This is a genomic window from Pantoea sp. Tr-811 (assembly GCF_011752535.1).
Classification (GTDB): domain Bacteria; phylum Pseudomonadota; class Gammaproteobacteria; order Pseudomonadales; family Pseudomonadaceae; genus Aquipseudomonas.
On sequence record NZ_VWXJ01000007.1, the window covers coordinates 261,726 to 287,327 of the forward strand.

Sequence of the window (25,602 nt, forward strand, 5' to 3'; positions counted from 1 at the left end):
GAACCCAGTGATGCCAAGCTGCACCGACGAGATGGCGAGCCCGTGCGCATGCCCGCTCATCGCAGTCCGCGCGCATCAGGAGCCTGCCGGAATGAGTACCAGCCTCAACCTTGCCCCTGAACAATCCGTCGCCAGCACCAACCCCACAACGGCCCAAGCCGGCGATATGCCGCAGCTTGGCCTAAGCCCACGCCTGCACAACCGTGACCTTGCCCCCACCCGCGCCGAAGGCCGCCGTTGGGGCGGCTACAGCATCTTCGCGTTGTGGACAAACGATGTGCACAATATCGCCAACTATTCGTTCGCCATGGGCTTGTTCGCCCTGGGCCTGGGTGGCTGGCAAATCCTCATGTCCCTGGCCATCGGCGCCGCGCTGGTGTACTTCTTCATGAACCTGTCTGGCTACATGGGGCAGAAAACCGGCGTGCCGTTCCCGGTCATCAGCCGCATCGCCTTCGGCATCCATGGCGCACAGATTCCGGCACTGATCCGTGCCGTCATCGCCATCGCCTGGTTCGGCATCCAGACCTACCTGGCCTCGGTGGTGCTGCGCGTGCTGCTCACCGCCGTGTGGCCGCACATGGCCGCCTATGACCACGACAGCATTCTTGGCCTGTCGAGCCTGGGCTGGGTGTGCTTCGTGGCGATCTGGCTGGTCCAGCTGGTGATCCTGGCCTACGGCATGGAGATGGTGCGCCGCTACGAAGGCTTCGCAGGCCCCGTGATCCTGCTGACCGTGGCGAGCCTGGCGGTGTTCATGTACTTCAAGGCCGATGCCCGCATCGCCTGGTCGGTGGCCGAACCGCTGACCGGCTATGAGATGTGGCGCAACATCTTTGCCGGTGGCGCGCTGTGGCTGGCGATCTACGGCACCCTGGTGCTGAACTTCTGCGACTTCGCCCGTTCCTCGCCGTGCCGCCGGACCATCCGCGTGGGTAACTTCTGGGGCCTGCCGGTGAACATCCTGGTGTTCGCGGTCATCACCGTGGTGCTGTGCGGCGCGCAATTCCAGATCAACGGCCAGGTCATCGACAGCCCCACGCAAATCGTCGCCGCCATTCCCAGCACCGCGTTCCTGGTGCTCGGCTGCCTGGCCTTCCTGATCGTCACCGTGGCGGTGAACATCATGGCCAACTTCGTCGCCCCGGCCTTCGTGCTCAGCAACCTGGCGCCACGCCACCTGAACTTCAAGCGCGCCGGGCTGATCAGCGCCACCCTGGCGGTGCTGATCTTGCCGTGGAACCTCTACAACAGCCCGCTGGTGATCGTGTATTTCCTGTCGGGCCTGGGCGCCCTGCTCGGCCCGCTGTACGGCGTGATCATGGCCGACTACTGGTTGCTGCGCAAAGGCTGCATCAACGTGCCAGAGCTGTACACCGAGCACCCGGCCGGGGCCTACCACTACAGCAAAGGCATCAACCTGCGCGCCGTGGCCGCGTTCGTGCCAGCTGCGCTGCTGGCCATCGTCCTGGCCCTGGTGCCGAACTTCCATGGCATTGCGCCCTTCTCCTGGCTGATCGGTGCCGGTATCGCCGCTGCGGTGTACCTGCTGATCGCCCCACGCAAGCGCCACTACCACGACGTCAGCGGCGAATGCATCGCCGTCGACCACAGCAGCCACTGATCAGCGAGGACCGTTCATGCGTATTCTGATCGTTAACGTCAACACCACCGAAGCCATTACCGAAGCCATTGCCGAACAAGCCCGCCGCGTCGCCGCCCCGGGCACCGAGATCATCGGCCTGACCCCATGGTTTGGTGCCGAGTCGGTGGAGGGCAATTTCGAAAGCTACCTGGCTGCCATTGCGGTAATGGACCGCGTGCTGGCCTACGACCAGCCGTATGACGCGGTGATCCAGGCGGGCTACGGTGAGCATGGCCGCGAGGGCCTGCAGGAACTGCTGAACGTGCCAGTGGTGGACATCACCGATGCCGCCGCCAGCACCGCGATGTACCTGGGCCACGCCTACTCGGTGGTGACCACCCTGGACCGCACCGTGCCCTTGATCGAAGACCGCCTGAAACTCTCAGGCCTCCATGACCGCTGCGCCTCGGTGCGCGCCAGCGGCCTGGCAGTGCTGGAGCTCGAAGAAGACCCGCTGCGCGCGGTGGAGGCCATCGTCGAGCAGGCCGAGCGCGCCGTGCGCGATGACAAGGCCGAGGTGATCTGCCTGGGGTGCGGCGGCATGGCCGGGCTGGATGAGCAGATTCGCCAGCGCACCGGCGTGCCGGTGGTCGATGGTGTGAGCGCAGCGGTGACCATTGCCGAGTCGCTGGTGCGCATGGGGCTCAGCACCTCGAAGGTACGCACCTATGCCACGCCCCGGGCGAAGAAAGTGCTCGGTTGGCCGATGCGAGTCGGGCGCTAGGCCGGCTTAGCCTGTGCGGGCCTCTTCGCGGGGCAAGCCCGCTCCTGTAGGAGCGGGCTTGCCCCGCGAAGAGGCCCGCACAATCAACACAGCATCCTGGCCAGGCGCTCACCGCTGCCACAGGCCAAGGTAAACCCCAGGGCCCCATGCCCCACGTTCAACCAGAGGTTCCGGTAGGCAGAAGCCCCGATGATCGGCACACCGGTAGGCGTTGCCGGGCGCATGCCTGCCCATTCCACCGCCTGGCCGTAATCTGCAGCCAGTGGCAACGCCTCCAGTGCCAGCTGGCGCATGCTTTGCAGCCTGCCGGCATCCACCGAATCGTCGTAGCCGACGATATCCACCATCGCCGCCACGCGCAGCTGCTGGTCCAACCGCGCATAGACGATCTTGCGCTCATAGTCGGTGATGCTCAGCTGTGGCGGTAGCGACGCGACAGGGGCGGTCAGGCTGTAACCCTTGAGTGGGTAGACCGGCAGGCGCATCCCCGGCAACCCCAACCCTGCGCTGCGGTGCCCGGCACATAACACCAGGCGCTCGACCTCGACGTGCTTGTGGCCCACCTGCAAGGCAACCACGCGGTCCTTGCGGGTTATCATCCGTGTCACGGTCTTGCCCAGCAGAAACCTGCATTGCCCGGAGGCGCGCAGGCGCTCGGCCAGGCGCTCGCAAAACCGGTGGCAATCGGCAACCTCTTCATCGGGCGTCAGCACGCCACCGATGAACGGCGCCTCGGCCACAGCTGGCTCCAGCGCCCGGAGCTCGGCGCCATCGACTACCCGCTGACGGGCGGGGTCAAGCAAGTGGGCGCGCCCTTTGCTGAATGCACGCTCACTGCGAAATGCCACCAGCTTGCCGTTACAACGCCAGGCGAAGTCGCTCAGCCCATCTTCATCACGCCAACGCGCCAAGGTGGCCTGGCTGTGCCGCGCCAGCTCCAGCAACTGTGCGCCGCTGCGCCGGTTGACGCTGCTGCGGCAGGCCATCAGGAAGGCCAACAGCCAGCGCCATTGGGTGGGGTCCATGCGCAGGCGCAAGCGCAGTGGTGAATCCCCCTGCAGCAGCCAGCCCAACGCCTGCCACGGCACACCGGCATCGGCCAGGGGGGCCACATAGCGGTAGGACAGTTGCCCACCATTGGCGTAACTGGTCGCCAGCGCCAAACTGTCGCGCGCCTCGACCAGCACCACCGACAGCCCCGCGCGCACCAGCGCATAGGCTGTGGCCAGGCCAATCACCCCGCCACCGATCACCGTCACCCGTTGTCCCATGGTTCATCCCTGCCCCGGTCCATATACCGGCACAGTAGCAGCGAATCAGGTCGGGCAGCTATGGGCGCCGCCATCGAGGCCCTGGCGCACGTTGCGGCTCAGCAGGCTGGCCTTACCGTTGTGCCAGGTCAGGGTCAGCACGTAGAGGGTGTCGAAATCATCGCCGCTCCAGTCCTGGGTGATGATTCGCTTGTCACCCAGGGCCTTGCCGGCAACCGTGTTGATCAGCTCGGGCAGGTAGCCGTGGGACCAGGCGGTGTACACCGTGGCATTGCGGTACTTCTCGCTCAGCAGCTCGTCGGCCAGGTCGTCGGTGTCATTGGCGTCATAGTCGATGTTCACCGGCAAGCCCAGGCGGATGGCGCTGGGGGTGATGGTCATCAAGGGACGGATATAGCTGTAGCTGAGGTCCTGGCTGCCTTCCTCGACATGCCGGGAGGGGTTGGCGGCGAACACGTAGTCGGCCTTGCCGAAGCGCTCGGGCAGTAACGTCGCCAGGTCGATCGCCCGGTTGAGCCCCTGGCAATTGAGCTGCCCAAGGCCCTCTCCGGGCTTTTCGGCATGGCGCAGGAAGACCAGTGTCTGGGTACCGTCAACCGGTTGTGCCCGGCTCTCGACGATATCCAGGGCCAGCGGCACGGCAGCGGTAATGAGTGCCAGCGTTGGCAACAGGTGGCGAGGACGCCGGAAGAATGAGGGCAACTTCATCGAGGCAGGCTCTTGGGACGCAAGGAATCGGATTCACCCGCCACATTGCCCCGCAGCCGAAGCCGCGGGGCGTCCCTGTAGTGAATGCCGTCCTTGGCAACGAGTAGGGGTCAGAGTGCCCGATACCCGTTTGGTTCCTCCCTGGGTGTGGATGCCGTTCCCTAGGCAAGGCCTACGTTAGAGCAGCTGTGTTGCACAATTATGTATGACGCGCCGCTCTCGCGGCGCATCGCGAGCGTTGCTCGCTCCTACCGGGCCTGCGCGAATCCGGTAGGAGCGAGCAGAGCTCGCGATCAATCCTCCCGCGTCAACACTTCCAGCAATTCGATCTCGAAGGTCAGGTCCGACCCGGGTGGTATCTTGCCCACGCTGCGCTCGCCATACCCGAGCTGCGCTGGCACCTGCAGCCGGCGCTTGCCGCCCACGCGCATGCCCATCAGGCCCTGGTCCCAGCCCTTGATCACGCGGCCTGTGCCAATCACGCATTGAAACGGCTTGCCGCGTGACCAGGACGAGTCGAACTCGCTGCCATCGGCCAGCCACCCGGTGTACTGGGTGGTGATCAGGGCGCCTTTGACGGCGGCCTTGCCGTCGCCTTCGACGAGGTCGGTGATCTGCAGTTCGCTGCTCATGGGCAGGCTCCAAGCTGTGGTTCGGGGCGCCGTTTTCTCAGGAATGCGCGGGTTTGGCAAGTTTCAGATGAACACGGTGCCGCGCAGGTACAACGCCGCGCGCCCACTGATGATGACCCGGCCATTGCCCGGTACCTGGCAGTGCAGCTGGCCCTTGCGGGCACCGCCCTGCTCGCAGCTCAGCTCGGCCTTGCCGAGCATGGCAGCCCACAGCGGCGCCAGCGAGGTGTGCGCCGAGCCGGTTACCGGGTCTTCGTTGACGCCCACGCGCGGGCCGAACCAGCGGGTGACGAAATCGAAGCCGCGCCCGGCGGCCGTTACGGCGATGCCGCGGGTGTCGATTGCCGACAGGGCGGCAAAATCAGGCTGCAACGGGGCGATCACGCTTGCATCATCGACCACCACCACGTAGTCGTCGGAACGGTACACCGCCTTGGCACTGCCCAGGCCCAACGCCTGCAGCAACCCGGCTGGCGCCTCCACCGGCTGCGGCTGCTTGGCCGGGAAGTCCATCGCCAGCAAGCCGTCGTTACCACGGCTGACGCGCAGTTCACCACTACGGGTGTTGAAGCGCAGCACCTCGGCCTGCTCGCCCAGCTGCTCGAACAACACATAGGCCGAGGCCAGGGTGGCATGGCCGCACAGGTCCACTTCCACCGTCGGGGTGAACCAGCGCAGGTCGAAGCGTTCACCGTTGCGCACGAAGTAGGCGGTTTCCGAGAGGTTGTTTTCCTCGGCGATGCGCTGCAGCACATCGTCCGGCAGCCAGCTTTGCAGCGGGATCACCGCTGCCGGGTTGCCGCCGAACGGCTCGGCAGAGAACGCATCGACCTGGAAGATTTCGAGTTGCATGCACACGCTCCTTGTAGCCCGGCCAATACCGGGCGATTGTTCGAATGGGTCAGGGCTGGACGGGGGTGAGCACCGGTTCGCCGGCGAAGAAGGCCTGCAGGTTGCGCAGCACCAGGGTTACGGTATCGCGGGCAGCTTCCGGCGACTGGCCGGCCACATGGGGGGTAAGCACGGTGTTGCCCAGGGCCTTGAGGGCATCGGGCACGTTCGGCTCGTCATCGAACACGTCCAGTGCCGCGCCTGCCAGTTGGCCATGCTGCAAGGCGCTGACCAGTGCCTGGGTGTCGACCACGCTGGCGCGGGCGATATTCACCAGGTAACCCTCGGCGCCCAGTGCATCGAGCACCTGGGCATCGACCAGGTGGTGGGTACTGGCCCCACCGGGGGTAGCGACCACCAGGATGTCGACGGCATCGGCCAGGTGCAACGGGCTGTCGTACCAGGTGTAGGGCACGTCCTGGCGTGGGGTGCGGCTGTGGTAGCTGATGTTCATGTTAAAGCCCAGGTTCGCCCGCTTGGCGATGGCCAGGCCCACCGCACCGAGCCCGAGGATGCCCAGGCGCTTGCCGCTCACCGATGGGCTGATGACCCGGTTCCACTCGCCCCGGCGGGTGCTGGCATCGCCACGGGGGATGTCGCGCAGCAACGCCAGCAGCAGGGCCAGGGTGTGGTCGGCAACGGTCGCGGCGTTGGCACCGGCGCCATTGGTAACGGTGATGCCACGGGCGCGGGCGGCGGCGAGGTCTACCTGTTCGTAACCGGCGCCAATCACGCAGATGATCTGCAACTGCGTCAAGGTATCGATTTCGGCGGCGGTCAGGCCCAACGGGCCGCGGGTGAGCACCGCGTCGATCTCGCCGGCATGGCGCTGGATGGCCTCGGCGCGCAGGTGGGGGGACGGGGCACGGATCAGGCGGTAACCGGCCTGCTCAAGCAACGGCAGGTAATCGTCGACGGTTTCCACCAGTACCAGGACTGTCTTGCTCATGCCACCTCCGGGGTTGTTCGAAGGGGCATTATGCGGAGTTAGCGGGCGGTACAGTCAATCGGAAAAACAGCGGGGAACTGTACTGTATGGGTTGGGGTGTTTGACGGTAGCGGTGTGTCGCCTGGGAGATCGAGCGCCGCCCGCGCGGCGCATCGCGAGCTGCGCTCGCTCCTACGTTTGTTTCGGGCCAATTATTCCTGGGAGATTCGCGCTCGGTCTACTGCGCAAACGCCCGGCCCAAGCCACCCGGCACGCCGCTGCTGTCGGTGTCCTGCCACGGGCCATCCGGGCTCAGCGACCAGCTCCAGCCGTTGTCATAACGGTAATAGGTACGCTGGCGATAGAACGTATTGGGCTTTTTCTCCAGCACATACACCCCAAGCTTCGGGTCCCAATGGCTAGCCCCACCCGGTGGCGGCGCAAAGCTTGCCGAGGTGCGCGGCATCGGCTTTGGAATCGCCGCTGGCTTGCTCGGCTGCCCACCTGGCAACGGCTTCACCACCGGCCCCTGCTGCGGCGGCAGGCGCTCGATCGGCGGCGAGGGCTGCTCATACGGCCGCTGTACCGTACACGCGGACAAACCCAGTGCCAGGGTAATCAGGGTCAGGCGAACGGTGCTGTGCATGGTGGGGCTCTCTTACAAGTCGGGGCTGTCGATGGTCAGGTGCTGGGTCGCCTGGGTACTGCTGGCCAGCGGCGCGCCCTTGCCAACCCACTCGCCACGGGTCGGTTGGCCGGCGCGCGAGACACGTGCAACCAGTTGGACTTCGGCAAAATCCGACAGTTTCATCTGCGGCATCATCGCGTCGGCATCGGAAAGCTCGACCTCCAGCGGCAACTGCGCCACCGTAACCCGCTTGGCCGCCAGTGGCATCGGCGGGCCGTTGCTGGCACGGGCGAAGATGAACACAGTGTCTTGCGGGCTGACCTTGTCCTTCAGCGCCGCCGCCAGTTCCACCCGCACCTTCAGGCGCGTCGCAGAGGCCGGTGCCGGCTGCGCCGCACTGCTGCCCAGGCGTTCGCCGGCGCGGTCGATGCCGCCCTGCAGCGCAGCCCGCGAGGCATCGCCTTCAGGCAGTTGCGCCAGCAGGCGCTTCCAGTAGTCGATCGCTTCCTGATAGCGCTCGCCCTCGAACGCGGCGATGCCCCGCAGGCCTAGGCTGGTGACCTCGTTCGGGTCGGCCTTCAGCGCCTCGTCAGTCAGCGCCTGCACCTGTGCACTCCACTGCTTGTTCGCCGCAAAGTACAACGCCTGGGCCCATTGCCCAAGCAACTCGGGTTGGCGACCGGCCAGGGCCACGGCGCGCTCATAGGTGCGCGCAGCATCCGCCGGGCGCTGTTCGGCCATGTAGGCGCGGCCAAGGAAATACAGGCCTTCGGCTGAATCCGGCTGGGCCTCGACGGCACGTTCCAGGCGCGTGGTCATTTCCTCCAGGCTCTTTGGCGCCGCAGCGAACTCCTGGGTCAGCTCGACCTTGCCTGCCGCGCCAAAATGCAGGTACAGCCCCAGTGCCACCAACGGCACCAGCAGCGCGGCCAGCAATGGCACGGCCTTGCCCAGGCGGGCCTGGCGCGCAGGTTCTGCACCCTCGGTGTCGGCCAGCAGCTCGCGGGCGGCTTCGTCCCGGCCCTTGGCCATCTGCCCATCGTCGAGCACCCCGGCTGCCTGCTGGGCAGCCAGTTCCGCGATACGCTCCTGGTACAACGCCACGTTCAGGGCGGTACGGTCTTCTTCCTGCTGCTGGCGACGGCCACGCAGGATCGGGATCAGCAAGAAGCTGAGGGCGGCGAGCAGCAACAGGCCCGCGCTAAGCCAGAATTCAATCATGGGTCTGTTCTTTTTCCAGCAATTGGGCGAGACGCTCGCGTTCTTCGTCAGACAAAGCCTGGCCCCCTTGCGCCGCCGCCCCACGGCGGCGGCGCACGATCACCGCCAACACCACGAAGCCACCGGCCAGCAGGATGCCCGGGCCGAACCACAGCAGCCAGGTGCGGCCACTGAGTGCCGGTTTGTAGCGCACGAAGTCGCCATAGCGGTCGACCATGAAGTCGATGACCTGCTGGTTGCTCTTGCCTTCGCCAAGCATGCGGAAGATTTCCCGACGCAAGTCGGCGGCAATCGGTGCGTTGGAGTCGGCGATGTCCTGGTTCTGGCACTTGGGGCAGCGCAGTTCCTTGGTAAGCTGCTGGTAACGCTCGCGCTCGGCGTCGTCACGGAACTGGTAGGTGTCGATGGCCGCCCTGGCCACACCCATCACCCCCATCACTAGCACGGCGGCAGCCAGCCAGCGCCTCATGGCTTGGCCTCGTCGACCAGGCCCTGGTACAGCGGCGCCAGCTGCTCGCGCCATACGCTGGCATCGATAATGCCTACGTGCTTGTAACGGATGATGCCCTTGGCGTCGATCAGGAAGGTTTCCGGCGCACCGTACACGCCCAGGTCCAGGCCCAGGCTGCCTTGTTCGTCGCGGATGTCCAGCTGGTACGGGTTGTGGAACTCGGCCAGCCATTTGCGCGCGGCGGCGTTGTCGTCCTTGTAGTTGATGCCGTGAATCACCACGCCTTGCTCGGCCAGCTGGTTCAGGTACGGGTGCTCGACCTTGCACGACGGGCACCAGGTGGCCCACACGTTGACCAGCGCCGGGCGCCCTTGCAGGTCGGCCTGGGTCAGGTTGCGCTCACCCTGGGTCGAAGCCAGGGCGAACGCCGGGAACGGCTTGCCGATCATTGCCGAGGGCAATTCCTCGGGCTTTAGGAACAACCCCTTGTAGAGAAACACCGCCATCAGCAGGAATACCGCCAGTGGCACTACCATGATCCAACGCTTCATGCAGTTGCTCCAGACACGCCCAGGGCTTCACGCACCCGGGTCTTGACCTTGACGCGGTAGCGCCGGTCGAAGGCCGCCAGCAAGCCGCCCAGGCCGGTCAACAGACCGCCCAGCCAGATCCAGCGAACGTAAGGCTTGATGTGCACGCGCACCGCCCAGGCGCCGTTTTCAAGCGGCTCGCCGAGGGCAACGTAGAGGTCGCGGGTGAAGCCTGCGTCGATGCCGGCCTCGGTCATCATCGACTGCTGCACGGTGTACAGGCGCTTTTCCGGGTGCAGGGTGGTCACTTCACGGCCCTCGCGGCTGACCACGATGGTGCCCTTGTCGGACACGAAGTTCGGGCCCTCGAAGTGCTTGGCACCCTCGAACAGGAAGTGGTAACCGCCCAGCTCCATGCTGTCACCCGGCGCCATGCGCAGGTCGCGCTCGGCGCTGTTGTTGCTCGACAGCACCACGCCCAGGGCGCACACCGCCAGGCCCAGGTGCGCCAGCTGCATGCCCCAGTAGCTGCGGGTAAGGCCGCGCACGCCCTTGGCCAGGCCCTTGTGGCGGGTTTTGTCGACGATATCGCGCAGCCCGCCGAGCACCACCCAGGCAGCCAAGGCAAACACGCTTAAGATAGGCCAGTCGAAATCGTCGACGATCAGCCCGGCCACCGGCGCCAGCACCGCAGCGCCAACCAGCACTGGGGTCATCATGCTTGCCAGCCACTTGCCGGGGGTGTCCTTCCAGCGCACCACCACGCCCACGCCCAGCACCACCATCAGCAGCGCCATCAGCGGCAGGAACAGGGCATCGAAGTACGGTGGGCCAACCGACAGCTTGGCCCCGGTCAGGGCATCGAGCACCAGCGGGTACAACGTGCCCAGCAGAATCATCGAGGCGGCCACCACCAGGATCAGGTTGTTGGCCAGCAGCAGCGTTTCACGCGACCACAGGCCAAAGCCCACCTGGCTCTTGACCACCGGGGCGCGCAGGGCGAACAGGGTCAGCGAGCCGCCGACCACGCACAGCAGGAAGATCAGGATGAACACGCCGCGCGCCGGGTCGGCGGCAAAGGCATGCACCGAGGTCAGTACGCCGGAGCGAACCAGGAAGGTGCCCAGCAGGCTCAAGGAGAACGCGGCAATCGCCAGCAGCACGGTCCAGCTTTTGAACACGCCGCGTTTTTCAGTCACCGCCAGCGAGTGAATCAGCGCCGTGCCCACCAGCCATGGCATGAACGAGGCGTTTTCCACCGGGTCCCAGAACCACCAGCCGCCCCAGCCCAGCTCGTAGTACGCCCACCACGAGCCGAGGGTGATGCCCACCCCGAGGAAGGCCCAGGCGACCATGGTCCAGGGCCGCGACCAGCGAGCCCAGGCGGCATCCAGGCGCCCGCCGAGCAATGCCGCAATGGCAAAGGCGAAGGCCACCGAGAAGCCCACGTAGCCCATGTACAGCATGGGCGGGTGGACGATCAGGCCGAAGTCCTGCAGCAATGGGTTGAGGTCACGGCCATCGGCCGGCACTTGCGGCAACAGGCGCTGGAACGGGTTGGAGGTGATGATCAGAAAACTCAGGAAGCCCACGCTGATCATGCCCATTACCGCCAGCACGCGGGCCAGCATCACCTGTGGCAGCTGGCGCGAGAAGATCGACACGGCGAAGGTCCAGCCGCCCAGGATCAGCGCCCACAGCAGCAGCGAGCCTTCGTGGGCGCCCCACACGGCGCTGAACTTGTAGTACCAGGGCAAGGCGCTGTTGGAGTTGCTGGCGACATAGGCCACCGAGAAGTTGTCGGTCATGAAGGCGTGGGTCAGGCAGGCGAAGGCGAACGCCAGGAAGGTGAACTGCCCCCAGGCCGCCGGGCGCGCCAGGCTCATCCACAGGCTGTCGCCACGCCAGGCGCCGAGCAGCGGCAGCGTGGCCTGCACGGCGGCAAAGCAGATCGCCAGAATCATCGCCAACTGGCCGAGTTCGGGAATGACCAGGGCGGCGTTCATGGCTTGGCCTCCGCACCGGCTGCCGCCTGGCCGCTTTCCTTCAGGGCCTTGGTGACTTCCGGCGGCATGTATTTCTCGTCGTGCTTGGCCAGCACCTCGTCGGCCACCACCACGCCGTCGGCGTTGAGCATGCCCAGGGCGACGATGCCCTGCCCTTCACGGAACAGGTCAGGCAGGATGCCGCGGTAGGTGATCGGCACCGACTTGTTGAAGTCGGTGACCACGAAGCGCACGTCGAGCGAGTCCGAGGAGCGCTGCACCGAGCCCTTTTCCACCATGCCGCCGGCACGGATGCGCGTGTCCAGCGGGGCCTCGCCGTTGGCGATCTGGGTGGGGGTGTAGAACAGGTTGATGTTCTGCTGCAGGGCGCTCAAGGCAAAGCCGACGGCCACCGCAACCCCGGCCAGCAGGCCGAGGATCAGGAACAGGCGTTTCTTGCGCTGCGGATTCACTGGTTGTTCTCCCGGCGCAAACGGCGCGCCTCTTCTTGCAGGTAACGACGGCGGGCCAGCAACGGGGCGGCGACATTCAGCGCCAGCACCGCCAGGCAGATGCCGTAGGCCGACCAGACGTACAGGCCATGGTGGCCCATGGCGAGGAAGTCGCCGAAGGATGCGAAACTCATGGTGCGGCCCTCCGCCCCAGGCTGTTCAGCACTTCTTCCCTCACCCAGCTGGCGCGGGCTTCGCGCTTTAGCACTTCAAGGCGCATGCGCAGCAGCAGCACGGCGCCGAAAAAGCAGTAGAACCCCAGCGCCGTGCACAGCAGCGGCAACCACATCTGGGCCGGCATCGCCGGTTTCTCGGTGAGGGTGAAGGTGGCGCCCTGGTGCAGGGTGTTCCACCACTCCACCGAATACTTGATGATCGGGATGTTGATCACGCCGACGATGGCCAGCACCGCGCAGGCCTTGGCGGCGCTGTCGCGGTTGCTGATGGCCTGGCCCAGGGCGATGATGCCGAAATACAGGAACAGCAGAATCAGCATCGACGTCAGCCGGGCATCCCACACCCACCAGCTGCCCCAGGTCGGCTTGCCCCAGATCGCCCCGGTGACCAGCGCCACGGCGGTCATCCAGGCGCCGATGGGCGCCGCGCACTGCAGGGCCACGTCGGCCAGTTTCATCTTCCACACCAGCCCCACTACCCCGGCCACCGCCAGCAGCACGTAGCAGGACTGCGCCAGCATGGCCGCCGGCACGTGGATATAGATGATGCGGAAGCTATTGCCCTGCTGGTAATCCTCGGGGGCGAAGGCCAGGCCCCAGACCACGCCGGTGGCCAGTAGCACGATGGCGGAAACGGCCAGCCAGGGCAGCATGCGGCCGCTGATGGCGTAGAACCATTTCGGCGAGCCCAGTTTGTGGAACCACGTCCAGCTTATTTTCATCAGGTACATCCAGGGTGTTGGCCGGGCTTGGAAGCCCAGGACTCGTTATTCGCCGACGCTGATCTTCAGGCCGGCCGCTATCGCAAAAGGTGCCAGGGTTACCGCCAGGGCAGTCAGGCTGGCAAGCCAGAGCAAGTGGCCGGTGGCCGGCATATTCTGCAACGCCGCCTGCAACGCACCACTGCCCAGGATCAATACAGGGATATACAACGGCAGAATCAGCAACGCCAGCAGCAACCCACCGCGTTTCAAACCGACCGTCAACGCCGCCCCCACCGCCCCCAGCAGGCTCAGTATCGGGGTGCCGAGCAGCAGCGAACCGAGCAGCACCGGCAGGCAATGGCCGGGCAGGCCCAGCATCAAGGCTAGCAAGGGCGCCAACAATACCAGGGCAAGGCCGGAAAAAATCCAGTGCGCCAGCACCTTGGCCAGCACCAGCAGCGCCAGCGGGTGGGGCGAAAGCACCCACTGCTCCAGCGAGCCGTCCTCGAAATCGCTGCGAAACAGGCCATCGAGCGACAGCAATACCGCCAGCAACGCCGCCACCCAGACCAGCCCCGGCGACAAGGTTTGCAACAATTGGCTTTCCGGGCCGACCGCCAGCGGGAACAGCGCCACCACGATGGCGAAGAACACCAGCGGGTTGGCCAGCTCTGCCGGGCGACGGAACAGCAGGCGCGCTTCGCGGCGCAGCAACAGGATGAACACGCTCATGCCGCCCACTGCCCCAGGTTCAGCTCACGGTACCCCGACGGCAGGTGCGCCAGGCTGTGGTGGGTAGTCAGCACCACCGTGCCGCCCTGCTCGCAATGGGCCGCCAGGTGCGCCTCAAGCTGGGCGACGCCTTGTTTGTCGAGGGCGGTGAAAGGCTCGTCGAGAATCCACAGCGGCGGGCTGTCCAGGTACAGCCTGGCCAGCGCCACGCGGCGCTGCTGCCCGGCCGACAAGGTATGGCAGGGTACGTCCTCGAAACCGCGCAAGCCCACCGCCGCCAGGGCCGCCCAGATTGCCTCGCGGCTGGCCGGCCGGTGCAAGGCGCACAGCCAGGCGAGGTTTTCCTCGGCGCTGAGCAGGTCCTTGATGCCGGCGGCATGACCGATCCACAGCAAGATGCTGGCCAGGGCATGGCGCTGCTCGGCCAGCGGCTGGCCGCCCAGCAGGATCTGCCCGGCGGTCGGCTGCATCAGCCCGGCCAACAGGCGCAGCAGGCTGGTTTTGCCGCTGCCGTTGGGGCCGCTGATCTGCAGCATGTCGCCGGGGTGCAGTTCGAAGTCCAGGTGCTCGAACAGCAGGCGCCAGTCGCGCTCGCAGGCCAGGCCTGCCGCTTGGAGGTGGAGGGTCACGGTTTCGCCTTATCTTTGTCGGGTTTGGGATTGGCGGCGCCTGTTTCGAGGGGCAAGCCCGCTCCTACCAGGTGGCATTTTTCCTGTAGGAGCGGGCTTGCCCCGCGAAGCAGGCGCCGCCAATCCTCAACCCTGTGTCTCAAGTCGCCCTTCACGCTGCCGTTATACTGGCCAGTGACGAGCGGTCGGCATTATACATGCCTGCCCCGCCAAGAAAGATGACGGGTTCGACAGGTTGTATACAATCATGACTGAAATCAATAGTCTCGGCGCACAAACCGCGCTCAACCCGCAGGCGATCAAGGCGCAACTGACCGGTGAACTACTGAACCTGACCCAGGCGCAGCCCGGCCTGATCAAGCCCGGCGAAACCGCCCAGGCCGATGTGCTGAGCCTGCGCCAGAGCGGCAGCACCTTCCAACTGGTGCTGCAGGTGCTGCAGGCCAACGGCAGCCAGGCCCAGGTTCAGGTCACGGCCAACCAGCCATTTCCCCAAGGCAGCCAGCTCACGCTCAGCCAGCCGCAGGCCGACCGCCTGGCGGTCACGCTGCAGCAGGCCAGTGCCAGCAATGTCGCCACCCTGACTCAACTGGACACCAGCAAAGTGCCAGTCGGCACGCTGTTGCAGGGCAAGGTGCTGACCAGCCAGGCGCTGGCGCCAAACCTGGGCCAGGCGGCCAGCTTCCGCTCGCTGGTCAACCTGCTCAACAGCGCCCAGGCCGGCGCCACCCTGACCATCGACAGCCCGCGCCCACTGCCGGTCGGCAGCCTGCTCAGCGCCCTGGTACAAGGCGACCAGTCGCTGCGCTTCGTACCCCTGAGCGGCCGCCAGGAGCAGTTGAACATCGCCCAGCAACTGCTCACCCAGCAAGGCCGCCAGGCGTCCCTGCCCGGCCTGCTCAATGCCCTGCAGCAGCTGGCCAGCAGCCCAGGCGGCAACGGCGAACTGCGCAGTGCGGCCAGCGATCTGCTGGCCAGCCTGCCCGATGCGCGCCAGCTCAGCGATGGCAAGGCGGTAGCCCAGGCGCTGAACAACAGCGGCGCTTTCCTGGAGGCGAAACTGCTGGGCGGGCTGGGCGCCAGCGTGGTCACCGACCTCAAGGCGCAACTGGTACGGCTGGTGGCGCAGGCCTCGGCAAGCGCGCCGAACAACCCGGCGGTCGCCTCTGCCGCCCTGGCCCAGGCGCTGCCGGCCATGGCCCGCAGTGCCCTGGGCATGCTCGACCGGGTCACCCCGCGCACCCCGCCTGGGGCCTTCCCGCTGCCCTCGCGGCTGCTCCAGGCAATGGAGCACGAAGGCGACCTGCAACAGTTGCTGCGCCTGGCTGCTGCCGCCATTTCGCGCCTGCAGAGCCACGCCCTGAGCAGCCTGCAACAATCCGGCAGCCTGGAAAACGGCAACCAGCAGACCACCTGGCAAACCGAGGTGCCGATCCGCCACGGCCAGGATTTCATCCCCTTGCAGGTGAAGCTGCAACGCGAGGAAACCCCCGAGCAACACCAGCAGCGCCAGCGTGAGGCACAAGACCCGTTGCAGGCGCTATGGCGCATCGACCTGGCCTTCGACCTGGCGCCGCTGGGGCCGCTGCAGGTCGAGGCGCAGCTGCTTGACGGCCGCTTGTCTGGCCAGTTGTGGGCAGAACGCGAACAAACCGCACGGCTGATCGACAGCCAGCTCGGCACCCTGCGCGAGCGCCTGCTGGCCCGCGGCCTGGATGTCGGCGACCTGGAATGCCACCCCGGCCTTCCGCCACAGGGCCCGCGCACACGGGTGGAACAACGTTGGGTGGATGAAACCGCATGATCGACAAGCAACCGCGCCAGGCCATCGCCCTGAGCTACGATGGCCAGCAGGCCCCTACCCTCACCGCCAAGGGCGACGACGAGCTGGCCGAGGCCATCCTGGCCCTGGCCCGCGAGCACGAAGTGCCGATTTATGAAAACGCCGAGCTGGTGCGCCTGCTGGCGCGCCTGGAGCTGGGCGAGCAGATTCCCGAAGCGCTGTACCTGACCATCGCCGAGATCATCGCCTTCGCCTGGCAACTGCGCGGCAAGGTGCCGGTCGGCTTCGCCGACGAACCCGAGGCTGAACGCGACATCACCCCAACCGTGCTGCCGCTGCCAGGCAGCATTTAACTAACACGTCCTGGCCCAGGCAGGGGCATAGGCTGGTCGGCCCAACCGCTCAGGACCGCCTCCGATGACTACCCCTGCCCCCCTGCACCAGCCGCTGCTGCGCAACGCCCTGGTCGACTTCCCACGCCCCGATACCCTGGCCGAAACTCTGCTGCGTGACTGGCTTGGCAGCCGGGGAATCACCCTCTCCCCCCTGGAAATCGACGTCGTCACCCTGCACTACCAATACACCCGCCTGGATGAAGACCCCTCCCAGTACCGCTTGAATGCGCAAATCAGGCAGCGGGTAAACCTGGTGGAAGCCTTGCTGGGCAACTGGCAGGGGGAACCTGCCGGCGGCTACAACGGCTTTCACTACGGCGACTGGGCCGGCATCGCGCCGCCCCAGGCGGTGACCGTGGTCGAGCGCCTGGAGCCGCTGTCGGCCTGGTCCAATTCCGCCCCCTACATGGTCTTCAATGGCCTGTACCGGCGTAGCGCAAGCCAGGCCTACGGCCCCGCCACACGCCTGGCCATTCGCGCCGAGGATTTCCAGAGCTACGTGTGGGGGCTGGCGCTGCATGGGCGCCTCAAGCAAGCGCTGGATGGCTACTGGGAAAACGGCCTGCAGCGCTATGCACGGGCATTGAAGATCGCCTTCATCAGCGCCTGCAACAAGCAGGTGAGCGAGGGCAGCCTCAGCGAGTCGGCCCGGCGCCTGGCCTGGCAGGCAGCCGGCCTGCTGCCCGGTGCGCCCCAGGTGCAGTGCCGGCTGCTCAATGTGTATGGCTACGTCAGCACTTCGCTGCTGTACATCCAGGGCCCGGACAGCAACGCCGTGCTGCTGTACGTGCCCGGCAACTCATCGCCACTGCACCAATTCGACAATGAGCTGGCGCTCAAGCACTGGTTCGCCAGCCAGTGCCAGGACAGCGATCGCCAGCAATGGCTGCAGCAGTATTTCTCCCCCAGCACCTGGCCCGACGGCTTGCAGTACAGCGGCCTGGGCACGGCACTGCAAGGGCTTGGCCTGTACCCGCGCCCCCACCGCCTGCCCATCGACCACCCAGGTTTCGCCAGCAGCGGCGTGTGGAACCCCGACGACACCGTCAACTATGCCGCTGCGACCCACAGCCCACCGATCACCGGCGACCTGTTCGACTACCTGGCCCAGCAGCAGAAACAACGCAGCTACGACGACATGGACTACCGCGTTGTCACCAACCACCAGGTCGACAAACGCCGCTGGGGAAGCTACCTGAGCATTTCAGTGGGCATGCTGGGCCCGTTCGCCCTGGTACTGCCTGAACTGATCCCGGTGCTGGTGCTGGGCGGCCTGGCCCAGTTCGGGTTGGGGCTGGACCAGGCGATCAATGGCAACACCCTCGACGAACAGGTCGAGGGGCTGGAGAACCAGGCCTTCGGCCTGCTCAACGCCGCGCCGCTGGCAGCCGGCGTCGCCCGTGCCAGCCAACTGTTCAGTTACCTCAGGCCAGGTTTTCTCCGCGCCCCGCGCCTGGCCGAGCTGCTGGGCCCTCTGGCCGGCTCCGCCACACCGGTGGAAACCTTCGAATTGCTGCCAGCGGAGTACGCTTTCCGAGCACCGGCGCCGCAGAACGTGCAAGCAGCCTCGGTGGTAACGCGCGTGGATGAAGCGCTGAACCACTACTTCGAAGGCCGCTTCGAAACGGCAGGCGATACGCGCACCGAGCCTGTGGTGTATGACCTGCAAGGCGACTGTTTCATCAAAGCCAGTGAACACCAACTGCCAGCGCCGCAGCGCTGGGTGTTCGGCAGCGGCGCCTCCCAGGCCCTGGTGCACCTGGCCGACCTGCAGCGTACCGTCAGCGACGCCCAACGCATCGCCACCTTGCAGCAACTGGGCATCCGGCTGGACCTGCCCATCGACTACGCCTTCCTGGACAACCTGGAGCGCACCCCGATACCGCGGATCATCTCCAGCCTGTGGGTAGGCGACCAGCGGATCTCGGGCCTGTTCCTCGATGCCCTGGCGCACAATGCCGCAGCGATGCAGGGCACCGACTACCAGTACCAGCTGTTCCTGTCGCGGCAGAACCCCAGGGTGTACCAGGCCAACCTCCGGCAACTGCAGGCCCGGGCGCCCCAGTTGAGCGTGCATCCGCTCGAAGACGAGGCGTTCTACCAGGACTTCGCCCGCTCCCCCTATTTTCGCCAGTACCAGGCCGCCCTGGGCGACGCCGGCAGCCACGCCACCAACTTCAGCTCTGCCAGCGATATCCTGCGCTACCGGATGCTCAAGCATTTCGGCGGGCTCTACCTGGATGCCGACGATCGCCTGTTCAGCATCGGCGCCGGGCCAGGGCGGCTACCGCTGGCCAACCATACCCTGCAAACCACCGCTGACGGCCTGCTGCTGTCACCGCCGGTGTCCAGCGACCAGCTGGGGCTGTACATCAAGTACAACAGCAGCATGATTGGCAGCCACCCGAACAACCCGACGCTGGACGCCATTTCCGACGAGATCCTGCGGCGCTTCCAGCAAGACCCACTGTTCTACGCCGGGCGGCCCGACGCCGTGTTCAACCCGGTGGGTTTCAACGCCTACGCCAAGCGCCTGAACCGCCTGACCGGCCCTGGCGTGCTCAATGATGTGATCGACACGCGCCTGCCCTGGCTCAGGCAGTTGCGTGAGCTGTGCAGCCTGCTGGTGTCGCCGGTGCATGACCTGCACAGCGCCATCAACCTGCGCGAATTGACCCGGCTGATGCGCGAGCATGCACCGCTGGACCGCTTCGTGGAGATGGGGCAGGCCCACAGCTGGCAGTACCAATGACGCCAAGGCGCTGCGTTAAGTACCGCAAGCGCCAGTGCCTTTGCGCCAACCATGCAGGCTTCATTCACCATCGGGCCCGCACCATGAGCACTCTCAACATCAACGCCACCGGCGTGCAGTACGTTCGCAACCACCTCAAGGGCTTCCCCCGCCCCGACCGGGAGGCGGCCAATGCCATCCGTGCCTGGAGCGCCGAGCGCGGCCAGCCGCTGGACCCGGACCGGGTCGAGGTGGTGACGCTTCATTACCAGCCAGACGGCCCCCAGGGCTACCTGGCCGTCATCACCGAGCGCATGGCCCTGACCCAGGCGGTGCTGGCCAACTGGCAGGGCGAAAGCAACCGCAACCTGCTCGGTGCGCTGTTCGCCGGCCCCTGGGCCGGCACGTTCCCCGTGGGCAAGGTGACCCTGGTGGACACCCTGCCCGCGTTCAGCCAATGGCAGCCGGGCATCCATCACCAGGTCTACAACGGCCTGTTCCACATCACCCCAGCAGGCAACCTCGATGCCAGTACCCACGTGCAACTCCCAGCCGAGGCCTTCCAGGCCTTCATCTGCAACCTGGACCTGCACGACCGTTACCTGGCCATGCTCGACGACTACTGGGCTGCGTACCTGGGCAGCCATCGCCTGTCGGCCAAGCTCGCCTTCATCACCGCCTGCAACCAACAGGTGCAGCAAGGCAGCCTCAGCGATGCGGCGCGCCAGCTCGCCTGGCAGGCGGCAGGGCTGGGCACCACGGTGCGCGGGTTCAAGGCCTGCACCCTGAACATCTACGGCTACGCCAGCACCGACGCGCTGCTGCTCAGCAGCGGCGAAAGCCCGCTGGTCGTGCTCTACCTGCCTGGCAACAGCGCGCCCCTGCACGAGTTCGCACACCTGGACGCGCTGCGCGACTGGGTAGCCGTGCAATGCCAGGACCCGCTCAAGCGCACCGCCCTGAAGGGCTATTTCGCCCAGGCCGACGGGCCGGATGGGCTGGACTTCAGCGGCTTGGACGAGGCCCTGATCGGCCTTGGCAGCTACCCGGCCATTCACCACCGTTCGCCCCAGCGCTCCGGGTTCACCACCGATGGCCCGTGGGCACCGCGCCAATACGTGCACTACCGGCCCGCGCACTACAGCGCGCCCATCACCGGCGACCTGTTCCAGGCCCTTGCCCTGCGGCAAAAGGCCCGCAGCTATGCCGACGCCGATTTCCTCATCACCCGCGACAACGAGGTGACCCAGGCCCGCTGGCGCGGCTACCTGAATTCGGCCATGACCCTGCTGGCACCGCTGGCGTTCGTCGTGCCGGAGCTGCTGGTGATCGTTGCCGCCGGTGGCATCGCCCAGTTCGGCCTGGGCCTGGACCAGGCCATCGAAGGCAAGGATGCCCGGCAGCAGGCCGAAGGCGTCGAAACGCTGAGCGCCGGCCTGCTCAATGCCGTGGTGCTGCCCACTGCCGCCGAGCAAGTCGGCCAGCTGTTCCGGGTCAAGAGCGAAGGCTTCATCCTGCCCGGCCGGATCAACGACCAATGGGGCTACCCGCTGAGCCCGGTGGGCGCACCTCGGTTACCGGACCTGGAGGTTGCGCGCTACTTCCACATTCCCGACGACATCGCGCCCCTGCCCGGCGCCGACGAAGCTACCGCCGGCGCGGTGATCCGCACGCCCCGCTACGATGGCCGGTCAGATCGCCTGGAGAGCAGCATCGATACCTACAACGAGGCGGTGGTGTACGACATGCAACAGGATGCGTTCATGATCGCACGGGACGCCAACGAGGTTTCCCCAACCCTGTATGTCGCCCGCGCAGGCTCCCGGGACTTGCGCCCGGTTGCGCGTGACCGCCCCGTTACTCACCCGATGCGCAGCGCCACCCTGCGCGCCCTGGGCGTCGACCTGCAACTGCCGTTCGAACTGGCCCCGGTCACGGCTGCCGATAGCCAAGCGATCCCCAAGACCATCTCGTGCTTGTGGGTTGGCGACAAGGCCATCAGCTCGGCACTGATTCGCAACATGGCAACCAATGCCGCCCGGCTGCAGTCCAGCCAATATGCCTACCGGCTGTTCCTGTCGCGGGCCACCTTGCCGGCCTACGAGCAGAACCTGCGACTGCTGGCCGAACACGCGCCGGGCTTGCAGGTGCTGACGTTGGAAGACCAGCCGTTCTATCAAGCCTTCAGCGCCAGCCGCTACCATGCCCAGTACCAGGCGGCGGTAGATGGCAACGGGGGGGTGGCCAGCAATTTCGCCTCGGCGTGCGACAACCTGCGCTATTTCATGCTCGACCATGATGGCGGGCTGTACATGGATGTCGACGACAGCATCCTGGCGCCTGGCCAGTACCCTCAGGTGGTCGATGGCGTTCCCTTGGGCCGGCCTGGCGAGCCGATCGATGACGTTGCGCTGCTGGCGCCCGCCGACGGCCTGTTGCTACCGCCGCCGGTGTCCAATGAAAAACTGGGGATGAACTGCCTGTTCAACAACAGCCTGATCGGCAGCCATGCCAACAACCCGACCCTCAAGGCCCTGCTCGAAGAGATGCACGCGCGGTACCAAGGCAGGCTGGACTTCTACGACAGCAGGCCCAGCTTTGCCAGCGACCCGGCCGGGTTCTATCGCTATGCCAACGAACTGAGCAGGCTGACCGGGCCAAGGCTGCTGACCGACATCGTCGACCAGCGCCTGGGGCATCTGTACCGGCTGCGCCAGGCGTTCAACCTGGGGCTGTTGCCGAAGGTGAACAGCTGGCTGTTCGTCGACCCCGACCTGGTCGAGCAGGCCTGGCGTGCGCTCACGCCCCTGAACCGGTTTGCCAGGGTTGGCGGCAACCTGTCGTGGGCCAGGACCTGAGGCGTGTTCTCAGTCATTGGCGATAAACCTGGTAGGAGCGAGCGCAGCTCGCGATGGGCTGCAAAGCAGCCCCGGCGTCCTGTGCCGCGAAGCTGAAAACCTGGGGCCGCTGCGCGCCCCATCGCGAGCTACGCTCGCTCCTACCAACCGCTCGGTATACCGGGCTAGCCGCTGCGGTGCAGCTTGCTCATCAACTCCGCCTCGGCCTGGGCCAACACCTGAGGTGCGTTTTCACCCATTGGCGGTATACCTGGTAGGAGCGAGCGCAGCTCGCGATGGGCTGCAAAGCAGCCCCGGCATCCTGTGCCGCGAAGCTGAAAAACCAGGGCCGCTGCGCGCCCCATCGCGAGCTACGCTCGCTCCTACCAACCGCTCGGTATACCGGGCTAGCCGCTGCGGTGCAGCTTGCTCATCAACTCCGCCTCGGCCTAGGCCAACACCTGAGGTGCGTTTTCACCCATTGGCGGTAAACCTGGTAGGAGCGAGCGCAGCTCGCGATGGGCTGCAAAGCAGCCCCGGCGTCCTGTGCCGCGAAGCTGAAAAACTGGGGCCGCTGCGCGCCCCATCGCGAGCTACGCTCGCTCCTACCAACCGCTCGGTATACCCGGCTAGTCGCTGCGATGCAGCTTGCTCATCAACTCCGCCTCGGCCTGGGCCAACACCTGAGGTGCGTTTTCACCCATTGGCGGTATACCTGGTAGGAGCGAGCGCAGCTCGCGATGGGCTGCAAAGCAGCCCCGGCCAAACGCTCGGTATACCTGGTTAGCCGCTACGATGCAGCTTGCTCATCAGCTCCGCCTCGGCCTGGGTCAGGCCGCAGGTTTCGGTAAGCTCTGCCACGCTGGCGCCCATGCCCACCAACTTGGCGGCCTGGGTGAAGGTCACGCTGTTGGGGTCGCGCTGCTCAAGCTGCTGGACCTTCTCCGGCAGCGGCGCCAGGGTGGTGCGCAGCTCATGGATGGCCTCACCCATGCGCACGCTGCCGTTCTGGTAGTCGTCCAGGCGCTTGGCCAAATCCTTGATGCGCTGGTCGCGCAAGGCATCGCCCAGCGCCTGCTGCGCGGCCAACTCACGCTGGCGCTTGCTGTAGTTGAGGAAGAACCACAGGCTGAGGGCCCACAGCAAGGCCAGGAAAATTACCGCCGCCTCGAAGATCAACTCAGATGTTCTCCAGCTCGGACCATTCTTCCTCGGTCATCATCTTGTCCAGCTCAACCAGAATCAGCAGCTCGCCGTTCTTGTTGCACACGCCCTGGATGAACTTGGCCGACTCTTCGTTGCCCACGTTCGGCGCCGTTTCGATTTCCGACTGGCGCAAGTACACCACCTCGGCAACGCTGTCGACCAGAATGCCGACCACTTGCTTGTCGGCCTCGATGATGACGATACGGGTGTTGTCGGTCACATCCGACGGCATCAGGCCAAAGCGCTGACGGGTGTCGATCACCGTCACCACATTGCCGCGCAGGTTGATGATGCCCAGCACATAGCTCGGCGCACCCGGCACCGGGGCGATCTCGGTGTAGCGCAGCACTTCCTGCACCTGCATGACGTTGATGCCGTAGGACTCGTTGTCCAAACGGAAGGTTACCCACTGCAGGATCGGATCTTCAGAACCTTGCGCAGACGACTTTTTCATTCCCCTAGCCCTCTAAATCCGCTCGTTGGCGGTTGTGTTCGGTGTTATTTCTGTTTCGCGTGCAGCTGCTTGACCGCACCGCTGGCAATCAGCTCGGCCAGTTCGGCAACATCCAGCAGCGCACACATGTGTTCAATGACCGTGCCGGCCAGCCACGGGCGTTGGCCCCGCTGGCTGCGCCACTTGATCTCGGAAGGGTCCAGGCGCAGCGAGCGGCTGACCTGGTGCACCGCCAGCCCCCACTCGTAGCCCTGCACGGAAATCACATAATGCAGGCCCTGGCGGAAGTCGTCGCGGTAGCGGTCGGGCATCACCCAGCGCGCCGTGTCCAGCACCTTGAGGTTGCCGGCCTGGCAGGTCAGGATGCCAAGGAACCAGTCGGGTTGGCCGAACAGCGGTGTCAGTTCCTGGCCTTCCAGGCTGTAGATCGAGCCCAGGCACACCAACGGCACCGCCAGGGTCAGCCCGGCGACGTCGAACAGCAGGCATTCGAACGGCTCGGCAGCCCACTGCGGGCGACCATCGACGGTGCGCGGTGGGGTGGGCGGCAGCGCAGCGCTGGCGGCGGGCAGGTGCACATCGACCAGCGGCGCAACCGGTTCCACCTCGGTCAGTACCGGGATGCTGGCCTCGGCCACCACCGCCTCCTCGACCACCGTCACCACCGGCTTTTCTACCGGCAGCAGGGTTGGCAACACCTTGCGCTGGGGCTCGGCAAACGGCCGGGCGACCGCTGCAGGCACCGCCTGGCGCGCATCGCGTGCCTGCTCTTCGCGTACCGCAGCGGCGAATTCGTCGCTGGGTGCCGGCGCGGCCGGTGGCGACAGGCTTTCTTCGGCTTCGGTGGCTTCCTGCAGCAAACCATCGAGGTAGGACTGCAGGGCCAGTTGCGGCCGGGTGCCGACGGGCTGATTCATGAGGCCACCTGCGCGGCGGGCTTGTAGGTGAGCAAGTGCTTGAGCAGCGCCCGGTAGGCGATCACGCCGCGGCTCTTGCCATCGAATTGCGACGGCGTGACGCCGTTGCGGCTGGCATCGCGCAGGCGCGTATCCACCGGGATGTAGCCTTGCCACACCTGGTGTTCATAGGTATCGCGCAACGCCTTGAGGGTGCCCAGCGAGGCCTGGGTGCGGCGGTCGAACAGGGTCGGCACGATCTGGTACGGCAGCGCCTGGCGGCGCGAGCGGTTGACCATGCCCAAGGTGCCGATCATGCGTTCCAGGCCCTTGACCGCCAGGAACTCGGTTTGCACCGGAATCACCAGTTGCTGGCTGGCAGCCAGGGCGTTGACCATCAGCACACCCAGCAGCGGCGGGCTGTCGATCAAGGCAAAGTCGAAATCCTGCCACAGCTGCGCCAGGCTCTTGGCGATCACCAAGCCCAAGCCGTTCTGCCCCGGCGACTGGCGCTCCAGCACCGCCAGCGCGGTGCTGGAGGGCAGCAGCGAAATACGCTCGTCGCTGGTGGGCAGCAGCAGCTGCCCCGGCAGGCCTTCAGGCACGCTGCCCTTATGCAGGAACAGGTCGTAGCAGCTGTGTTCCAGAACGTCCGGGTTGTGCCCGAAATAGCTGGTCATCGAGCCATGCGGGTCGAGGTCGACCACGACCACGCGCTTGCCTGCCTCGGCCAGCAGCCCGGCCAGGGCGATGGTGCTGGTGGTCTTGCCGACTCCACCTTTTTGATTGGCTACTGCCCAGACTCTCATAGGACAACTCATGACTCATTGAATGTTAACCCCTCCCTTGTAGGAGCGGGCTTGTCCCGCGAACACGGGCGTGGCCCGTGCCCTCCACCGCATCGCCCCGTTCACGGGGCAAGCCCGCGCCTGC

Annotated in this window: 25 protein-coding genes; 6 read left to right on the plus strand and 19 right to left on the minus strand. The window is 66.0% G+C overall.

Annotated features, from left to right (window positions below):
* The first annotated feature begins 91 nt into the window (after positions 1-91).
* Both F3J44_RS13320 and F3J44_RS13325 read left to right on the plus strand, forming a co-directional pair.
* Positions 92-1,624, plus strand: a complete 1,533-nt coding sequence (locus tag F3J44_RS13320) for an NCS1 family nucleobase:cation symporter-1 (RefSeq protein ID WP_167273033.1) — start codon at positions 92-94, stop codon at positions 1,622-1,624.
* 16 nt (positions 1,625-1,640) lie between these two features.
* Positions 1,641-2,369: an aspartate/glutamate racemase family protein gene (locus F3J44_RS13325; RefSeq protein WP_167273035.1), complete on the plus strand. Its 729-nt coding sequence runs from the start codon at positions 1,641-1,643 to the stop codon at positions 2,367-2,369.
* A gap of 83 nt (positions 2,370-2,452) precedes the next feature.
* Here F3J44_RS13325 and F3J44_RS13330 read toward each other — a convergent pair whose 3' ends face one another.
* The 15 genes from F3J44_RS13330 to ccmA form a co-directional block, all read right to left on the minus strand.
* Complete coding sequence (locus tag F3J44_RS13330; protein WP_167273038.1) at positions 2,453-3,640, minus strand: D-amino acid dehydrogenase; 1,188 nt, start codon at positions 3,638-3,640, stop codon at positions 2,453-2,455.
* 45 nt (positions 3,641-3,685) lie between these two features.
* Positions 3,686-4,348, minus strand: a complete 663-nt coding sequence (locus F3J44_RS13335) for a histidine phosphatase family protein (protein WP_167065350.1) — start codon at positions 4,346-4,348, stop codon at positions 3,686-3,688.
* A 293-nt stretch (positions 4,349-4,641) separates the two neighbouring features.
* Positions 4,642-4,980 (minus strand): FKBP-type peptidyl-prolyl cis-trans isomerase, encoded by a 339-nt coding sequence (locus tag F3J44_RS13340; RefSeq protein ID WP_167065344.1) that lies wholly within the window; start codon positions 4,978-4,980, stop codon positions 4,642-4,644.
* Positions 4,981-5,043: 63 nt separating this feature from the next.
* On the minus strand, positions 5,044-5,832 hold the full coding sequence (locus F3J44_RS13345) for a PhzF family phenazine biosynthesis protein (RefSeq protein WP_167065342.1): 789 nt from the start codon (positions 5,830-5,832) through the stop codon (positions 5,044-5,046).
* Positions 5,833-5,881: 49 nt separating this feature from the next.
* Positions 5,882-6,820 carry a 2-hydroxyacid dehydrogenase gene (locus tag F3J44_RS13350; RefSeq protein ID WP_167273039.1) on the minus strand — a complete coding sequence of 313 codons (939 nt, stop codon included), beginning with the start codon at positions 6,818-6,820 and terminating at the stop codon, positions 5,882-5,884.
* Positions 6,821-7,037: 217 nt separating this feature from the next.
* Positions 7,038-7,445 (minus strand): hypothetical protein, encoded by a 408-nt coding sequence (locus F3J44_RS13355; RefSeq protein ID WP_167065337.1) that lies wholly within the window; start codon positions 7,443-7,445, stop codon positions 7,038-7,040.
* Between the two features lie 12 nt (positions 7,446-7,457).
* A complete protein-coding gene (gene ccmI / locus F3J44_RS13360; protein WP_167273041.1) occupies positions 7,458-8,648 on the minus strand; it encodes a c-type cytochrome biogenesis protein CcmI in 1,191 nt (396 codons plus the stop codon).
* Complete coding sequence (locus tag F3J44_RS13365; protein WP_167065331.1) at positions 8,641-9,117, minus strand: cytochrome c-type biogenesis protein; 477 nt, start codon at positions 9,115-9,117, stop codon at positions 8,641-8,643. The genes ccmI and F3J44_RS13365 overlap by 8 nt, the downstream gene beginning before the upstream one ends.
* The gene (locus tag F3J44_RS13370; protein ID WP_167273043.1) at positions 9,114-9,650 is read right to left on the minus strand and encodes a DsbE family thiol:disulfide interchange protein; all 537 of its coding nucleotides are present in this window, start codon (positions 9,648-9,650) and stop codon (positions 9,114-9,116) included. Before F3J44_RS13370 ends, F3J44_RS13365 begins: the two co-directional genes overlap by 4 nt.
* Positions 9,647-11,635 (minus strand): heme lyase CcmF/NrfE family subunit, encoded by a 1,989-nt coding sequence (locus tag F3J44_RS13375; RefSeq protein ID WP_167273046.1) that lies wholly within the window; start codon positions 11,633-11,635, stop codon positions 9,647-9,649. Before F3J44_RS13375 ends, F3J44_RS13370 begins: the two co-directional genes overlap by 4 nt.
* Positions 11,632-12,087, minus strand: a complete 456-nt coding sequence (gene ccmE / locus F3J44_RS13380; RefSeq protein WP_167273049.1) for a cytochrome c maturation protein CcmE — start codon at positions 12,085-12,087, stop codon at positions 11,632-11,634. The genes F3J44_RS13375 and ccmE overlap by 4 nt, the downstream gene beginning before the upstream one ends.
* The gene (gene ccmD / locus F3J44_RS13385) at positions 12,084-12,260 is read right to left on the minus strand and encodes a heme exporter protein CcmD (RefSeq protein WP_084858204.1); all 177 of its coding nucleotides are present in this window, start codon (positions 12,258-12,260) and stop codon (positions 12,084-12,086) included. Before ccmD ends, ccmE begins: the two co-directional genes overlap by 4 nt.
* Positions 12,257-13,024: a heme ABC transporter permease gene (locus F3J44_RS13390; protein WP_167065319.1), complete on the minus strand. Its 768-nt coding sequence runs from the start codon at positions 13,022-13,024 to the stop codon at positions 12,257-12,259. Before F3J44_RS13390 ends, ccmD begins: the two co-directional genes overlap by 4 nt.
* A gap of 45 nt (positions 13,025-13,069) precedes the next feature.
* Complete coding sequence (gene ccmB, locus F3J44_RS13395; protein ID WP_167273053.1) at positions 13,070-13,738, minus strand: heme exporter protein CcmB; 669 nt, start codon at positions 13,736-13,738, stop codon at positions 13,070-13,072.
* A complete protein-coding gene (ccmA, locus tag F3J44_RS13400) occupies positions 13,735-14,367 on the minus strand; it encodes a cytochrome c biogenesis heme-transporting ATPase CcmA (protein ID WP_167065314.1) in 633 nt (210 codons plus the stop codon). The genes ccmB and ccmA overlap by 4 nt, the downstream gene beginning before the upstream one ends.
* A gap of 247 nt (positions 14,368-14,614) precedes the next feature.
* On the opposite strand from ccmA, the gene F3J44_RS13405 reads away from it, so the two are divergent.
* From F3J44_RS13405 to F3J44_RS13420, 4 genes are all read left to right on the plus strand, one after another.
* Positions 14,615-16,171, plus strand: coding sequence for a flagellar hook-length control protein FliK (locus F3J44_RS13405; RefSeq protein ID WP_167273056.1), 1,557 nt, complete (start codon positions 14,615-14,617; stop codon positions 16,169-16,171).
* Complete coding sequence (locus F3J44_RS13410; protein ID WP_167065308.1) at positions 16,168-16,503, plus strand: EscU/YscU/HrcU family type III secretion system export apparatus switch protein; 336 nt, start codon at positions 16,168-16,170, stop codon at positions 16,501-16,503. Before F3J44_RS13405 ends, F3J44_RS13410 begins: the two co-directional genes overlap by 4 nt.
* Positions 16,504-16,567: 64 nt before the next feature.
* Positions 16,568-19,297 (plus strand): dermonecrotic toxin domain-containing protein, encoded by a 2,730-nt coding sequence (locus F3J44_RS13415; protein WP_167273059.1) that lies wholly within the window; start codon positions 16,568-16,570, stop codon positions 19,295-19,297.
* Between the two features lie 83 nt (positions 19,298-19,380).
* A complete protein-coding gene (locus tag F3J44_RS13420; RefSeq protein WP_167273062.1) occupies positions 19,381-22,134 on the plus strand; it encodes a dermonecrotic toxin domain-containing protein in 2,754 nt (917 codons plus the stop codon).
* 762 nt (positions 22,135-22,896) lie between these two features.
* Here the strand turns inward: F3J44_RS13420 and F3J44_RS13425 are convergent.
* From F3J44_RS13425 to F3J44_RS13440, 4 genes are read right to left on the minus strand one after another with little or no spacing between them, the layout of a single operon-like run.
* Positions 22,897-23,292: a DUF2802 domain-containing protein gene (locus F3J44_RS13425; RefSeq protein WP_167065299.1), complete on the minus strand. Its 396-nt coding sequence runs from the start codon at positions 23,290-23,292 to the stop codon at positions 22,897-22,899.
* A 1-nt stretch (position 23,293) separates the two neighbouring features.
* Positions 23,294-23,773, minus strand: a complete 480-nt coding sequence (locus F3J44_RS13430; RefSeq protein WP_016393802.1) for a chemotaxis protein CheW — start codon at positions 23,771-23,773, stop codon at positions 23,294-23,296.
* A gap of 44 nt (positions 23,774-23,817) precedes the next feature.
* Positions 23,818-24,690, minus strand: coding sequence for a CheW domain-containing protein (locus F3J44_RS13435; protein WP_167273064.1), 873 nt, complete (start codon positions 24,688-24,690; stop codon positions 23,818-23,820).
* Positions 24,687-25,478: a ParA family protein gene (locus tag F3J44_RS13440; RefSeq protein WP_167273067.1), complete on the minus strand. Its 792-nt coding sequence runs from the start codon at positions 25,476-25,478 to the stop codon at positions 24,687-24,689. Before F3J44_RS13440 ends, F3J44_RS13435 begins: the two co-directional genes overlap by 4 nt.
* Positions 25,479-25,602 lie beyond the last annotated feature (124 nt).

Excerpts from the sequence above, each read along its gene's own strand:
- F3J44_RS13320 (WP_167273033.1), top strand. The coding sequence starts at position 92 with ATGAGTACCAGCCTCAACCTTGCCCCTGAACAATCCGTCGCCAGCACC.
- F3J44_RS13325 (WP_167273035.1), top strand. The coding sequence starts at position 1,641 with ATGCGTATTCTGATCGTTAACGTCAACACCACCGAAGCCATTACCGAA.
- F3J44_RS13330 (WP_167273038.1), bottom strand. The coding sequence starts at position 3,640 with ATGGGACAACGGGTGACGGTGATCGGTGGCGGGGTGATTGGCCTGGCC.
- F3J44_RS13335 (WP_167065350.1), bottom strand. The coding sequence starts at position 4,348 with ATGAAGTTGCCCTCATTCTTCCGGCGTCCTCGCCACCTGTTGCCAACG.
- F3J44_RS13340 (WP_167065344.1), bottom strand. The coding sequence starts at position 4,980 with ATGAGCAGCGAACTGCAGATCACCGACCTCGTCGAAGGCGACGGCAAG.
- F3J44_RS13345 (WP_167065342.1), bottom strand. The coding sequence starts at position 5,832 with ATGCAACTCGAAATCTTCCAGGTCGATGCGTTCTCTGCCGAGCCGTTC.
- F3J44_RS13350 (WP_167273039.1), bottom strand. The coding sequence starts at position 6,820 with ATGAGCAAGACAGTCCTGGTACTGGTGGAAACCGTCGACGATTACCTG.
- F3J44_RS13355 (WP_167065337.1), bottom strand. The coding sequence starts at position 7,445 with ATGCACAGCACCGTTCGCCTGACCCTGATTACCCTGGCACTGGGTTTG.
- ccmI (WP_167273041.1), bottom strand. The coding sequence starts at position 8,648 with ATGATTGAATTCTGGCTTAGCGCGGGCCTGTTGCTGCTCGCCGCCCTC.
- F3J44_RS13365 (WP_167065331.1), bottom strand. The coding sequence starts at position 9,117 with ATGAGGCGCTGGCTGGCTGCCGCCGTGCTAGTGATGGGGGTGATGGGT.
- F3J44_RS13370 (WP_167273043.1), bottom strand. The coding sequence starts at position 9,650 with ATGAAGCGTTGGATCATGGTAGTGCCACTGGCGGTATTCCTGCTGATG.
- F3J44_RS13375 (WP_167273046.1), bottom strand. The coding sequence starts at position 11,635 with ATGAACGCCGCCCTGGTCATTCCCGAACTCGGCCAGTTGGCGATGATT.
- ccmD (WP_084858204.1), bottom strand. The coding sequence starts at position 12,260 with ATGAGTTTCGCATCCTTCGGCGACTTCCTCGCCATGGGCCACCATGGC.
- F3J44_RS13390 (WP_167065319.1), bottom strand. The coding sequence starts at position 13,024 with ATGAAAATAAGCTGGACGTGGTTCCACAAACTGGGCTCGCCGAAATGG.
- ccmB (WP_167273053.1), bottom strand. The coding sequence starts at position 13,738 with ATGAGCGTGTTCATCCTGTTGCTGCGCCGCGAAGCGCGCCTGCTGTTC.
- F3J44_RS13405 (WP_167273056.1), top strand. The coding sequence starts at position 14,615 with ATGACTGAAATCAATAGTCTCGGCGCACAAACCGCGCTCAACCCGCAG.
- F3J44_RS13410 (WP_167065308.1), top strand. The coding sequence starts at position 16,168 with ATGATCGACAAGCAACCGCGCCAGGCCATCGCCCTGAGCTACGATGGC.
- F3J44_RS13415 (WP_167273059.1), top strand. The coding sequence starts at position 16,568 with ATGACTACCCCTGCCCCCCTGCACCAGCCGCTGCTGCGCAACGCCCTG.
- F3J44_RS13420 (WP_167273062.1), top strand. The coding sequence starts at position 19,381 with ATGAGCACTCTCAACATCAACGCCACCGGCGTGCAGTACGTTCGCAAC.
- F3J44_RS13430 (WP_016393802.1), bottom strand. The coding sequence starts at position 23,773 with ATGAAAAAGTCGTCTGCGCAAGGTTCTGAAGATCCGATCCTGCAGTGG.
- F3J44_RS13435 (WP_167273064.1), bottom strand. The coding sequence starts at position 24,690 with ATGAATCAGCCCGTCGGCACCCGGCCGCAACTGGCCCTGCAGTCCTAC.
- F3J44_RS13440 (WP_167273067.1), bottom strand. The coding sequence starts at position 25,478 with ATGAGAGTCTGGGCAGTAGCCAATCAAAAAGGTGGAGTCGGCAAGACC.